12 protein-coding genes are annotated in these 13,070 nt (G+C 71.5%); 3 read left to right on the top strand and 9 right to left on the bottom strand.

The window, feature by feature from the left end:
• The coding region (locus tag TR48_RS29345; protein ID WP_042372980.1) for a VWA domain-containing protein at positions 1–555 on the top strand (555 nt) is incomplete at its 5' end.
• Between the two features lie 268 nt (positions 556–823).
• On the opposite strand, the gene TR48_RS29350 is transcribed toward TR48_RS29345, so the two are convergent.
• From TR48_RS29350 to TR48_RS46685, 9 genes are all read right to left on the bottom strand, one after another.
• Complete coding sequence (locus tag TR48_RS29350) at positions 824–2,902, bottom strand: tetratricopeptide repeat protein (protein WP_063771089.1); 2,079 nt, start codon at positions 2,900–2,902, stop codon at positions 824–826.
• Positions 2,899–4,707, bottom strand: coding sequence for an HSP90 family protein (locus TR48_RS29355; RefSeq protein WP_201777177.1), 1,809 nt, complete (start codon positions 4,705–4,707; stop codon positions 2,899–2,901). The genes TR48_RS29350 and TR48_RS29355 overlap by 4 nt, the downstream gene beginning before the upstream one ends.
• Before the next feature lie 234 nt (positions 4,708–4,941).
• Positions 4,942–5,367, bottom strand: coding sequence for a hypothetical protein (locus TR48_RS29360; RefSeq protein WP_042372984.1), 426 nt, complete (start codon positions 5,365–5,367; stop codon positions 4,942–4,944).
• A 720-nt stretch (positions 5,368–6,087) separates the two neighbouring features.
• Complete coding sequence (locus TR48_RS41020) at positions 6,088–6,885, bottom strand: SUKH-3 domain-containing protein (protein ID WP_084729867.1); 798 nt, start codon at positions 6,883–6,885, stop codon at positions 6,088–6,090.
• A 15-nt stretch (positions 6,886–6,900) separates the two neighbouring features.
• Positions 6,901–7,086: a hypothetical protein gene (locus TR48_RS29370; RefSeq protein ID WP_042372986.1), complete on the bottom strand. Its 186-nt coding sequence runs from the start codon at positions 7,084–7,086 to the stop codon at positions 6,901–6,903.
• 138 nt (positions 7,087–7,224) lie between these two features.
• Entirely contained in the window at positions 7,225–9,420 is a 2,196-nt protein-coding gene (locus tag TR48_RS29375) for a DEAD/DEAH box helicase (protein WP_042373032.1), read from the bottom strand.
• A gap of 129 nt (positions 9,421–9,549) precedes the next feature.
• Complete coding sequence (locus tag TR48_RS29380) at positions 9,550–10,263, bottom strand: MarR family transcriptional regulator (RefSeq protein ID WP_042372988.1); 714 nt, start codon at positions 10,261–10,263, stop codon at positions 9,550–9,552.
• A gap of 377 nt (positions 10,264–10,640) precedes the next feature.
• The gene (locus TR48_RS29385; RefSeq protein ID WP_042372989.1) at positions 10,641–10,886 is read right to left on the bottom strand and encodes a hypothetical protein; all 246 of its coding nucleotides are present in this window, start codon (positions 10,884–10,886) and stop codon (positions 10,641–10,643) included.
• A 91-nt stretch (positions 10,887–10,977) separates the two neighbouring features.
• Complete coding sequence (locus TR48_RS46685) at positions 10,978–11,079, bottom strand: glycohydrolase toxin TNT-related protein (RefSeq protein WP_161789928.1); 102 nt, start codon at positions 11,077–11,079, stop codon at positions 10,978–10,980.
• A gap of 262 nt (positions 11,080–11,341) precedes the next feature.
• On the opposite strand from TR48_RS46685, the gene TR48_RS29390 reads away from it, so the two are divergent.
• Both TR48_RS29390 and TR48_RS29395 read left to right on the top strand, forming a co-directional pair.
• Positions 11,342–11,965: a hypothetical protein gene (locus tag TR48_RS29390; RefSeq protein WP_052443151.1), complete on the top strand. Its 624-nt coding sequence runs from the start codon at positions 11,342–11,344 to the stop codon at positions 11,963–11,965.
• A gap of 29 nt (positions 11,966–11,994) precedes the next feature.
• Positions 11,995–13,070, top strand: a 1,076-nt coding sequence (locus TR48_RS29395) for a tyrosine-type recombinase/integrase (protein WP_052443152.1), incomplete at its 3' end; no start/stop codon positions are given.

Raw genomic sequence — 13,070 nt, forward strand, 5'->3', positions numbered from 1 at the left:
GCCCAACCCTGGACCAGCGTCCAACGCCGCCACACCCCCAACCCGCCCCTGCGCGTCGGCATCGCCGTCGACATCTCCGGCTCCATGAGCGCCGCCACCGCCCCCATCGCCTCCGCCGCCTGGATCCTCGCCAGAGCCACCGCCCTCACCGACCCCGCCTCCCGGGCCGCCACCGTCGCCTACGACTCCCACCTCACCGCCGTCACCGCCCCCGGACGCGCCCCCACCCAGGTCAGCGAATTGACCGCCACCGGCGTCGGCCACAGCCTCGCAGAAGCCATCGACGCCCTCACCGCCGGCCTCGACCTCACCCGCCCCGGAACCGCCCGCCTCCTCGTCATCGCCTCCGACGCCCGCTACCACCCCGACGAAACCACCCGCGCCACCCACCGCATTCAGGAGCTCAACGCCGCTGGCTGCGCGGTCCTGTGGCTCACCTTCCACGAAGACACCACCCCACCGCCCGGAGTCACCCTCCTCGAAATCGCCAACCCCACCGACGCCATCACCGCCATCGCCCACGCCGCCACCACCGCCCTGACCCGCACGCGCTGACTTCGCGACCCCCGCGCGGCGGCGAAAGGGAAGCGGGCTCCGCGTCGGCCTGAGGCCGACGCGGAGCCCGTCGTGCACGAGATGGGTCCGATGCCCGGGCCTCAGCCCCGCGAACCCACTGAACTACTACTAGCCGTTGCAGACCCGGTGCGCCGGAACCCAGGTACGGGTCCAGTAGCCCGCGTGCCACCTGGCGTGCCGGTCATGCGAGGCCGGGTGCCACGTCCGCACCCGCTCTCCCTTGACCATGTCTGGTTCAGGGTCGATGTCAGCCCTCCTGGTACTCCAGGTCGTCCTCGTCCAGGCCGTGGGCGTTCATGAGTTCGGTGGCTTCCCTGTCGGCGCCGCGTGCCTTCAGGGCCCTGGCAAGTATCAGGACCTCTTGCCAGGCGTGGTCGGGGTCGCCCAGTAGTCCGAGTGCGGCCCGGGCGGCCTCCTCGGCGGCGGTGGGGTCGCCGAGTTGGAGGTGCAGCTCGCCGAGGTCGGTGAGCACCTCGCCGAGTCCTGCGGCCGGGTGGGCCGACGGCCTGCTTTCCAGCAGGGCGCGGGCGGTCAGCAGCCGGTCGGCCGCGTCGCGGTGGAGACCGGCGGCCCGCAGGTGTCGTGCGTAGCCGAGGAGGATGTCGGCGGTGGCGCCTGCGACCGCGTCATCCGTCCCGGCGGCTTGGCCCAGGAGGTCGTCGAGGACGGCAGCGGTTTCAACGAGCAGGTCGGCGAGGGTGTCGGAGGCGGGGCCGGGGCCGCCCCACGGGTGCAGGCGCAGCGCTTGGGAGAGGGCGGTGAGTTGTTCGCTGTCCCGTCCGGCGGCGGCGAAGCCGCGGGCGGCGGACACGTATCGGACGGCCGCTTCTGGGCCGTGACCCAGCCATTCGCCGAGGCGGGCCTCGAGTTCGGGGCGCGGCGGCAGGGCGGGAAGGGCGGCAGGCGTGTCCGGGGAGTCCAGGAGCTCGCGGAGGATTGCGGCAGCCTGGCGCCGCCGGCCGTCCTCGCGGTAGGCGCGGGCCAGCAGCCAGCGGCAGGCCGCGCCTTCGCCAGCCATGCCGAGACGGTCCAGTTCGCAGACGGCTTCCTCGGCGGCCTCGGCGGCCTCGGTGTTCCGCTCGTCGGCCAGGAGGGCCTCGGCTGCGGCGACGCGGGTACGGGCGGCCGCGGCCAGGTCGCCCGCGGCGGCCTGTGCCGCGACCTGGGCGACCAGTTTGCGGACCCGTTCGCCGCCCCGGCCGTGCAGGTCGCGCTCGAAGATGGACAGAGGCGTCGGTGCGCCGATCGGTCCCTGGCTCATCCATTGCCGCATCCGGGTGCTTTGGTAGCTGTTGCCGTTGCGGGTGTCGAAGCGGGTCGCTACCGACAGCGCCCGGTCCCGCAGTTCCGCAGCGAGGTGGGCGACCTGGGCGTCCGGGCGGCGTCGGCCCGCCACTGTGGGGAAGCGCAGCGTCAGCGCGCCCTCGCCCCTGGCCTCGACGGCGGACAGAACGGCCGCGGCTGCCGCGGCGAACTCCATCTCCGCGAGTGGGGTGCGCGGGTGGTCAAGCCAGGACAGGTGGCGCTCGATCAGGTCGAGGCCGCGTCCCAGGTTCCCGGAGTGGACGCAGAACATTACGTTGGAGGCCAGCTCGCCCAGGTGGTGCGGGTTGTCGCGTATCCGGCGGTAGGCGCTGCGGTGCGCTTCGGCGGCCTGCTCGCTGCGGCCCGTGCGTGCGTAGGGCAGCAGCAGCTCGGAGTTGATCCACTGCGGCTGCTCGGTGCAGGTTGAGCGGCGGGCGGGCTCGCCGACCCGGATTGCCTCCTCGTCCCGGCCGAGCGCCACCAGGGTCCGCACCTGGCTGCTCGGCACGCAGCCCGAGCAATCGGACAGCCCGTCGCGGCGGGTCAGGGTCATCTGCTCGTAGAACTCCTGGGCCTTCTCAAGGTCGCCGATGGTCTCGGCGGCCAGGCCGCGGTGCTGGAGAACGGCGTGCATGCTGTGGCCGCCGCGTCGGTAACGCCGTTCCATGTCGTCCAGCAGGTCCAGCGCTCGCTGGAGCGGGATTTCCGGGAACTGCTGGACGCTGTAGACCATCCACTTGAACCGCCAGAGCAGCGTGCGCTCGTGGCGGCCGGCGAAGCGCTCGGGCTCCCGGTCGTAGGCTGCCAGGCACCAGGAGAAGGTGAGGAACGCCTTCGCCGGCACCCAGCTGTGCTGGAACACCGAAGTCGCCGACATCCGCACGTCGAAGGCGAACTCCACCAGCCCCAGCGCGTCCGCATGGCGGATCACCTCCTCCAGAGCGGCGAACTTCGCCGGGCCAGAGGGCATGCCGTGGGTGCTGCGATAAAGCTCCCGCACCTCCTGTTCGGTACGGCTCACTCGGCACCTCCGGCGACGGCCCGGCCGATCAGGCCGAGGAAGGACTGGTTGAGCGCCGCCGTGTCGGCCGGGCGCAGCGGGTGATGCCCGAGCAGCAGAGCCTGGACGTAGAGGCCTTCCAGGCACATCGCCTGCAGCTCCGGCTCGGCCAACGTCAGCACCTGCCGGGCCAGCGGGTTGCGGTGGTTGAGCACCAGGCGGGGCCGGGGCTCGGCGGCGGACTGGAAGCTGCCGAGGATCGCCGCCCAGGATTCGTCCACCTGCTCACGGACGCCGCGGACATCCAGTTGGAACGCGGTGTCCTCATCCAGCAGGTAGAGGGCGGGCAGGCTGGACGGCTCGAAGGAGCGCACCAGCAGGTCGCAGCCGAGCCGGGCCAGCACCCGGTCGGCCCCGGCCAGGAAGGGCGCGAGCGACTCCTCCTCGGCCGCGCCCAGCCGCTCCAAGTGCGTGGTCAGGTCGGCAGCACGCAGCTGCTCGACCTCCAGCCGGCGGTCCACGGTGGCCAGCCGGTCTATCAGCCCGGCGTCGTAGACGTAGCCCGCGTTGACCACGGCAAGGCCCTGGGCGGCGGCCACCGGGGCCAGCTGGCGGAACTCGTCGAGCAGGGGGGTGAACCGCAGCAGCCCGTAGCGGTCGGTGAACTCGGCGAGGGTGAGCGGGCCAACATTGGTCTCCATCGGCCAGAACTCGGTGACCAGGCGCAGCATCTCGTCGTCATGCAGAGCCAGTGCCTTCACCCCCAGGTGGTGCACGCGCAGGAACGCCCGCAGCCGGGACGGCTCCTGCACGCTCAGCCGGACCAACCAACCGCGCAGCTGCTCGCCGAGCGCGTCCCGAGTGGCCTCCAGCAGGGAGTCCTCGTACAGCGCCTCGCGGCTTGCGGTGGGCCGGAGCTCGGCGGTGTCGACCGCACAGCGGACGAAGAACGCCCACTCCGGCAGCAGCCGTTCCGCGCGCTCGGACAGGAGCATCTGCTTGAGGTACACCCGATGGGCGGCGGGGACGGCCGGGTTGGCCGGCATCGGCAGCACGAAGGCCACCCCGCGCAGGCCTGCCCCGGCATCGGCGATGTCCACGATATCGAACGGCGCAAAGCCGAAGACCTCCTCGCAGTAGGCCTCCAGCCGGGCCCGTCGCGCGGACGCGGTCTCCCCCTCGGGGTGGTCCCACGGCGCGGGGCCGCCGGTGACGGTCTCTTCGTCCACCGTCACCGGATGCGGCAGGTGTGCGCCGTAGTGGGTCACCAGCTCGGTCACGGCCCGGCGGGTGAGCAGGTGCGCGCAGCCCGGGCGGGGGCGCAGGGTGACCGTGGTCCCGGCCTCCTCGCGCTGCCGGTCGGCCGGGGCCGGTTCCACCTCGTAGCCGCCGTCCGAGCGGCCGCGCCACAGCACGGTGGGCTCGCCGGCACGGCGGGTTGTCACCTCGATCGCGTCGGAGACCATGAAGCAGGACAGCAGGCCGATGCCGAACTGGCCCAGAAACTCGTGCCGGGCGAAGCCGAGTTCGTCCCGCTTGGAGCTGCGACCGATGGTCGCCAGCAGCTCATGGACCTGGTCCTCGCTCAGGCCGATGCCGTTGTCGCTGATGGACAGTGAGCCGTCGCCAGTCGTCTCGCTGGAGGCGATGACGATCCGCCCGGTGTACGGCGCTGCCCCCGCGTCGTCCTGGCGCACCGCGGTGATGGCGTCCACTGCGTTCTGCAGCAGCTCGCGGGCGTACACCTGCGGGCTGGTGTACAGGTGATGGCTCAGCAGATCGACGATTCCCCGCAGATCAACGCGGAAGGTCTGGCTCACGAACATGCTCCCTGATCTTGGCTGGGAAGCACCTTAGGGCCGGCCACCGACACACGGGAACGAATTTCGTGCGGCCATTCGCGCCACGGCCGACAGCCGACGCGACCTGCACGCCCTGCGACAGATGCTCCTAGAGTTGCCAACTCGCCGCGGAGGCCGTCCGTAGGCCGGCCCGAGCTGCGCTGCAGGTCCGTGAGCCCCCGGGCGAATACCTCCTGCGCGCCGACGCGGTGCGCGGACTCAACCAGCGACTCCAGGGAGTTGACCGCGACGCGGACGGCGGCACGGCGCTGCGCGCGTGAACCACCAGGCCGTCCGGCCACGTGCCGGAGCTGCAGCTTCGAGCAGTGGCTTCAGGGTTCCCCTGAGCGCGCAGGACTGCGCGCAGGTTGCGGGCAGCGCGGGGCTGGCCTGAACGAACAGGTACAGCGCCGTGACCAGCTCTGTGGCTGCCGTGGTGCGGTCATTGGGGTCGATGCGCACCGTGGTGGCCTCGAGGGCGGCGCGGGCCAGGGCCGCCGCTGCGGCCTTGGCGCGTGCGGCGGTGGCACCCCCGATGCCGGGCACCCGCTGCAGGTCGTACGGCTCGGCCTGGTGGACCCGGCCCACGGTCTGGTAACCGGCCGCCTCCAGCAGGCCCACCCGCAGCCGCCCCACGGTCATCATTCAGCCGCGCGACCGGATACCCTCCAGCGCCGCCGCTGTCTGCTGCTCCCGCAGCCGCTGGGCGCGCTCGCACACGCGATCCACTGCGGCACCCAGCTCGCTGAGCAGCTGGCGGGACGTGTCCGCCAGCCGTCCGCACGCGTGCAAGGTTCTGCGCTCATTGCCAGGCCGCATCTCGGCCTCCCTCTCCGCCCCGGGAGTGGTCTCTGACCGGCGCCTCGTCGTGCCGGCCGCCAACCGACGCGCGGTGGTGGCCCAGGGGGCCGGACACGCTGGTGCGTCGGAGGACCCGCCGCCTCACCATCGGTGACAGCACCTACCTGTGGTCCTTGCGGCACACTCACAGGCTCGACAAGGACGCCCGCGAAGGCTGCTGCGAAACACTGAGCATCCGTTCCCACCAGGGCCAGGGCATCCTGCGGATCGAATTCGGGCACGGCCCTGACCGGCTTGTCCCGGACGGCTTCCCCTGGCCGTCCGGGACCGTCGGCGGCGGGGATGGAAGAACCCTCAACCTGCACGAACCCGGCACCGTCAGGGCCCTGCTCGACGAAGCCGCCGACCGCGGGTGGAACCCCACACAGCCCACCCTCGAAACGCTCGACGGCTGGACGCTGTTCGATTCCGCCTACCTACCTCCGCCGCGGAACGACTCAACCCACCTGAGCGACGACACCACCGATGGGCTGACGCGAGATCGCGGACGCGGTCAGACGCCGCTCACAACCCTGGTCGGGGCGATGCCCAGGATGAGCTTGTCCAGCGCGTCCTGGGCAGGCCCGAACGTCGCAACCCAGGTCTCGACGAGATAGATCTCGCTGGTCTCGTCGATGCCCAGAAAGAACCTGCCCCATCGAGCTCACCGATCGGGAAGAGATCCCGGCCGAGCGTCTCACTCCAGCCGGCAAAGCGATCCTCTTCGCCGATGCAGTAGTCGGGCTTGAAGTGGAACGGCGTCGGGGCAACGTTGATGCCCGGCCCGCTGATCTGCACCTCCAAGCCGCCGAACTCGGTCAGGAACCGCTCGGCCGCGCAATGCATGCGGATCAGATCGCTTCTCTCCAACGTCTCCCGCCATCCGTCGACGGGGACTGACCGTCCTGGATGCCATCCGGCCTCCCTCAGGGTCCGCTCAATGACGCCGGTGTCTCGCTTCGCGGTCGCCGCGGCGGTGACCCAGGCCTGATCCACTGGCACGTCCTCCGGCCACCCCGGCCGCCAGTCCGCCTGCCATGCGTCGAAGTCGTCCCGCAGGAACCGGCGATCCACGGGCTTGAGTCGCACCTGGTGTCGCTGGTCGGCCCACCAGACTTCAAAGTCGGTCTGGGTTCCGACGGCCGGCCAGTGCTCGGCGACCGTCGGCAGCAGCAACACGTCGACGAAGCCGCCGACCGGCAGAGCGATGTCGACGAAGATCCCGGTCGCGCCGGGGTTCGGGACCGCAATCACCGTCCCGCGGAACTGCTGCCCGAACCGCAACCCTGCACGGGTCCGGATCCACTCCTCTTCGCTGGCCATGCGCCCATCCTGGCACTACCCGGCGGAGGTCGGGCCCGCCACGAACTCGCTCATCCGATAGGTGGTCGGCTGCACCAGACGGACGCAGAACGTGTCGATCCGGAGCATCCCCGGGTCGATACCCGCGTCCCGAAGCCAGCTCGGATGCGCGCGCAGCTCAGCCTGGTCCCGGGTCTCGAAGATCACTTCCCATCGCCCCATGTCCGGCGCTGTGCGGGTGGCGTGCTGCTGCCTCTCGGCCTCCCGCCGCCGCTTCCTCTTTCCGAGAAGGCCTGACGGCGCTGACCGTGACGTCGGTGGCCTGTTGGAGCCAGACGGGCGCGCCACCTGCCGCAACGCTCATGGGCTGATGGGCTGAGCCGCCAGTCGCTGCTGTTCCTCCTCGATGATCTGGCGGGCCAGGCTGGTGTCGGCGACGTCGAGCGCTTCGGGGCTGAGCTCGGCGGCGTCGCTGCGTCGGGCGTAGGCGTCGAACAGGCGCTCCTTGTGGCCAAGGAGCGTCAGCACGCGCTGGTCGACACTGTCCGGGGTGAGGAGGCGGTGGACGCGGACGCGACGGGTCTGGCCCATGCGGTGGGCGCGGGCGATCGCTTGCTGCTCGAGGGCGGGCTTGACCTGAGGCTCGCACAGGACGACCACACTCGCCGCCTGCAGGTTCAGGCCGACACCGCCAGCCTGGATCTGGGACAGCAGCACTGCCGAACCGCCGCAGGTCGTGAAGGCGTCGACAATCTCCTGGCGTGCCCCGGCACTTGTGCCGCCCGACAACGGCCCGAACAGCGCAGGAACCGGGCCACGATCCACGGCAAGCCACTGTTCGACGGCGTGCAGGACGTCGCGGTAGAAGGAGAAGACCAGGACCTTCTCCCCCACTGCCGAGGCCTCGCGCACCAGTTCGCCGAGGCGATCGAGCTTCGCCGACTGGCCGGGGGTGGCGTAGGCGGCACGGCGCATCGCCTGGAAGTTGCCCGCGAGGACGGCCTCGCGGTACGCGGCGGCGTCGGCCGGGCTGAACTCCGTCCACTCGTCGGTGTGCACGACCTCGGGGAGTTCGGTGAGGACGTCTTGCTGGTTGCGGCGCAGGTACGCGGGCGCGACCGCGCGCCGGAACGCCGCCGCTCCCGCCACGTGGTCACCGTCGCGGAGCTCTACCGCGAGTTCGGGCTGGAGGTAGCCGACCAGGTTGCGGAACTCCCCGACCCGGTTCTCCATCACTGTTCCGGTCAGGAACAGTGCCCGCTCGCTGCGGTCGACCAGGGCCGCTACGTGCCGGGCGCGCTGGGCTGTCGGGTTCTTCACGTAGTGGGCCTCGTCGACCACCGTCATCGCCGGAACCACGAGGTCGCCCTCACCCGCTGCGCGATCTGCGCCGAGGTGACGCAGGCCCTCGAACGTGGTCACCGCCACCCCGCCCCGCTCGTGCCAGGCGCGGTAGGCGATCTCACGGTCCGGGCCGTGGAGGCGGAAAGCGGCCAGCGTCGAACGCGCCTCGATCTCCCGTAGCCAGTTGACCAGCACACTCGCCGGGCAGACCACCAGGAAGTGCCGCTCTCCTTGCGCCGCGAGATGGGCCAGCGTCGCAATCGCCTGGATCGTCTTGCCCAGGCCCATCTCGTCCCCGAGCACGACCTTGCGCCGCGCCAGCGCGTAGCGCGCGCCGAAGGCCTGATAGCCGCGCAGCGAGACCTTCAGCCCCGTCACATCCAACACTTGTGCGCGGACCTGCGCGGCCAGCTCGTCCGGCAGGTGCCCCTCCGCCGCGGCGGCGTCGAGCGGCCCGGTCTCAGCGAGCTGACCGAGCACGGTGTAGAACTCCACCGGCCTGGTCGCAAACTCCCACCACGCCTCGTCCGCCGACGCGGGACGGCGCAGCAAGTCGGTGACCGCCTGCGCGAACGCCTCTCCGGCTCCGCCGCCGTGTGCGACGGCGAGGACCGTCTCCAGGGAGGTGAGGGCATCCCGCGCGGCGGCGCGACGCGCGGCACTGGTGAACCACCATTGGGCCCGGGAGCGCGCCGGGGCGGCCGCGTGCAGCAGTGGCTCCAGGGTGGAGGCGAGTGCCTTGGCCTGCTCGCACGCGGCCGGGAGCGTGGGACCGGCCTGGACGAACGGATACAAGGCGGCGATCAGTTCGGTCGCGGATTCGGTTCGCCGGTCCGGGTCGAGACGTACGGCCGTGGCCTCGATCGCGGCCCGGGCCAGCGCCTGCGCTGCGGCTTTGGCCTGTGAAGCTGTGCTACGCCCGACACCCGGGACGCGCAGCAGGTCATACAGCTCGGCACGGTGGACCGCTCCCACGGTCCCGAAACCGGCCGTCTCCAGCACACCGACCCGCAGACGCCCCTCGGTCACCTGGTTCAGCCGTGCGACCGGGACCTCTTCGAGCTCGCCTGCCACCTGCTGATCCCGCACCAGAGCGGCGCACTCCCGCACCCGCTGCACCGCGATGCGCTGCTCGCCGAGTGCCTGATGCGCGGCTTCCAGCAGCCGCTGCCCGTACCCGTACACGGTTCTGCGGTCACGGCCCTGCCCCACCTCGGCCTCCCTCACCGGTCGGGTCTTTGTTGCCCCGGTCCGGGTTGCATCCTGCCAGTCGCTATTCGCCACGATCGCGGTGGCCGGTGGGCCGGGCACAGAAACTAGGCCCGGCCCACCGGCGACTGCTCACTTCGGCTGCGCGTGGGACGCCACGAGGCGGTAGGTGCGCGGCTTCGCCGACACCATCTCGGCCAGCCCCAGATCGACCAGCGTCACCAGCGCGTTGGCGACGGCCCCGGAACTGCGGCCCAGCTGACGAGAGACCTTGGTCGGCGAGTGCGCCGCGTCCGGGTGAGCGGCCAGGAAGCCGTGAACCAGCGCCCTCAGGCCCCCCTGTCCGAGGCGCCCGGTCGGCGGTGCCTCTCCCACGGGCGCGGTCATCGACTGCGTCGCAGAGCCGGGCGTCTGGGTAGACCGCTGCCCGTCGGCACAGCCCTTACGCTCCTCTCCCGGGCCCTGCGGGCAGACCTCGTTGTCCTCATCTGCCGACGTGGGAGGGTCGGAGACATCGTCACCGACTTCATGGATGGATTCGGGGTCGGCGCCGCGCTGCGCGCTGTCCGGGGAGTCACTGCTCACGTTCTGTTCCGCGAGCGTTGTCGTGGCGGCATACCAGCCGTCGGGAAGGCGGCGGTTGCCTTCGCTCTCGCCCGGCACGCGCCGGACGAGCCCACCCTGCTCCATCCTGGCAAGCAGCTTGCCGGTGGTGGACTTACCCGCGCTCGCCGCCTGCGCCAGCTCGGCCGCGGTGCTGCCGGGCGACGCGTGCAAGGCCGCGTAGATCCGGGCAGCTACGGGGGTGAGGCCGTCGGGGCTGTCGGGAACGGTGGTGATGGACATCGGGGACCTCCGGTCACAGTGGTGCTCTGGTAGATCCCCGGCCGGGGCCGGCCCGGGCGGTGGCCACCGCATGGATCGGGCCGTGGTCCAATCGATCGCTCTCAACCCCCCGCCAAGTCAAGTCCGTTCGCGACATTGCGTGCACGCGCCCCCCTGACCTGCGCAAACGATCAGGGTGGCCCCGTGCCGGATCCGAACAGGGCTCTCCTCTCTCATCCCTATGGGCCCACCCAGTCGGCGCAGGTGCCGCAAACGCCTGCCCCCTCGCGGGACCGGAAAAGGGGCGACGGCCTCCTCGGACACCGCTGATCGCAATGTCGAAGAGGCCGTCGATGCCTCACTCGCTCGGCAGCTTCGCCACCACCGCGTCGCCGGACCTACTCCTCTCGCTCGCGCAGCCGCTCGGCTTGCTGCCGTCGGGCCCGCGCGACCAGGTCCGCGCGCTGTTCGGGAGCCAGCTCGACAGGCTCCGGAACGCTCCGGGTCAGGCGGTCGTAGAAGAACCGGCAGGCCTGGTCCTCGTCGTCGAAGGAACGAACCAGGCTCGCGGTGCCGCGTTCCCAGCCGTAGAGGCCCCAGCGGCCCTCGGGCCCCTGCTCGAGGATGCCGCCGCCCTCATTCACCGAGCCGTCGGGGCAGTAGCCGTTGACGGCGTACTACCGGCCCGAGGCCCCCGCCTCCCGCAGCGCTTCGAGCAACTCGTTGTGCTTCATCTCAGCGCACCTCCTTCAGGTAGCCATCTTTGACCAGCTGCGCAACGTCCACAGGGGTCTGGAACTGCAACCCACCCCCAGGCTGGCCGACCGCCAGCGCCATCTCATTCTCAGTGAGCGACCCAGTTCGTCAGCTTTCGGAATGCCGGCGCGGTCGTCCCCGAAACGACGCCCTTGTTGGGGCGACCTTGGCCCAGTTCCCTTCATTTGTGGCGCCGTCCCGGCCTGTCTCGTTAGCGGGACGGGGGAAGTCCCGCTAACGAGACGCCTGCGTCTCGGAAACCCGACAGGCCAGCCTAACGACAGCTCAAACTGTCCGACAGTTTCACCTGTCAAAGAAGAGACGGTGAGTCAAACTGTCGGACATGGAAACCTTCCCGCCGAACCAGCGACAGGGCAACCTGTCCGACAGTGAAACCGACCCGGAGGGCGAGGGGCAGGACGACCTGTCGCCGTCCGTCCCGCTGCCCGAGCACCACCTGATCGCCACCGCGTGGATGCTGACGCAGACCCCCGACCCGGCTGCCGCCGACCGCACCCCGCAGCAACTGCTCGACCAGCTCGTCGCCCGCCCGGCCGGAGCGGGCGCGGCCACCGACGCGCTCGACCTGCTCGCCGGGCTGCGCCGGGTCGAAAAGCTGATCGAGGAGCTGGCCGAGACGGCGGCCGAGGCCTACGGCGCGGCCAACCGTGACGCCAGCTACGTCGAGCTCGGCCGCGCCTGGGGCGTCACCCGGCAGACCGCCGGCGCCAAGTGGCCCGGCGCGATCCTGCCCAAGCCCGCCGTCAGCCGGACCATCAGCCTGCGCGGCGGCACCGCGATCCTCGAACAGGTCCGCGGCACCGAGGACTGGACCTGGCTCGCCACCGGCGCCGACGGCCAGCGCGGCACCGGCCGCACCCCCTCCCCGAGCTACGAGGAGGCCCTGGCCTCGGGCCTCGACTGGCTGCGCGAGCACGGCGACCAGCCCGCCGCCCGACCGAACTGACCCCTGTATAGAGGGGAGAGGAGGAGAGCGTGACCGACCCCGCGACGGTCGAGGACGCGCCCGGCGAGCCGGGCGAGGTGCTCGTCGGCGAGCTGCTGGGGGACCCGGAACCGTCCGGCAGCCTGCTGCCGGCCCGGCTCGACCTGGACGCCTTCCTCGCGCCCACCGGCCTGGACGCGGCCCGGCTCGCCGAACTGCGCGCGGCCGCCGCGGTGGTGGAGGAGCTGTACGACGCGGCCACCACCCAGGCCACCCGCGACGCCTACGCGGACGACTGGGACCACTTCACCGCCTGGTGCGCCCGCTACGGGCTGCGGGCGCTGCCCGCCGAGCCCGCGACCGTCGCCCTCTACCTCGGCGCCCACGCCGACGAGTTCGCGGTGAGCACCCTCAACGGACGTCTGTCCGGCATCGCCCACCACCACACCGAGAACGGGCACCACAGCCCCACCCGACACGACGCCGTCCGCCGCGTCAAGAAGGGCCTGGCCCGCACCCGCGGCAAGCCCGCGAAGAAGAAGGAGCCGCTCTACGGGCCACTGCTCGCCCTGGTGGTCACCGCCGCCACCGTCCGCGACGCGGACGGCCGGCTCACCCTGGCCTCCGCCCGCGACCGCGCGGTGATCCTGCTCGGCCAGGCCCTCGCCGACCGCCGCAGCGAGCTCACCGCCATCCACGCCGACCAGATCGAATTCACCGCCGAGGGCCTGCGGATCCACGAGGGCCGCAGCAAGACCAACCAGGAGGGAAAGGCGCAGTCCAAGGTCGTCCCCTTCAACCACGCACGCCGGGACCTGTGTCCGGTCCGCGCGGTCCAGGAGTGGATGGACCTCGCCGGCATCCGGCTCGACACTCACGCCCCCCTGTTCGTCTCGATCGACCGCTGGGGCAACCTCCGCGCGACCGCGCTCAGCCCGCAGTCGGTCAACCTCATCATCAAGGCGGCCGGACGCACCGCCGGACTCCCCGAACACCTCGTCGCGGCCCTGGCCGGCGGCTCCCTGCGCTCCGGGCTGGTCGCCGGAGCCAAGCGGGGCGGGGCCCAGGACAGCGACATCATGGACCAGACCCACCACACCAAAGTCTCGACCATCCACGGCTACCA

Source organism: Streptacidiphilus neutrinimicus (genome assembly GCF_000787815.1).
GTDB classification, from domain to species: domain Bacteria; phylum Actinomycetota; class Actinomycetes; order Streptomycetales; family Streptomycetaceae; genus Streptacidiphilus; species Streptacidiphilus neutrinimicus.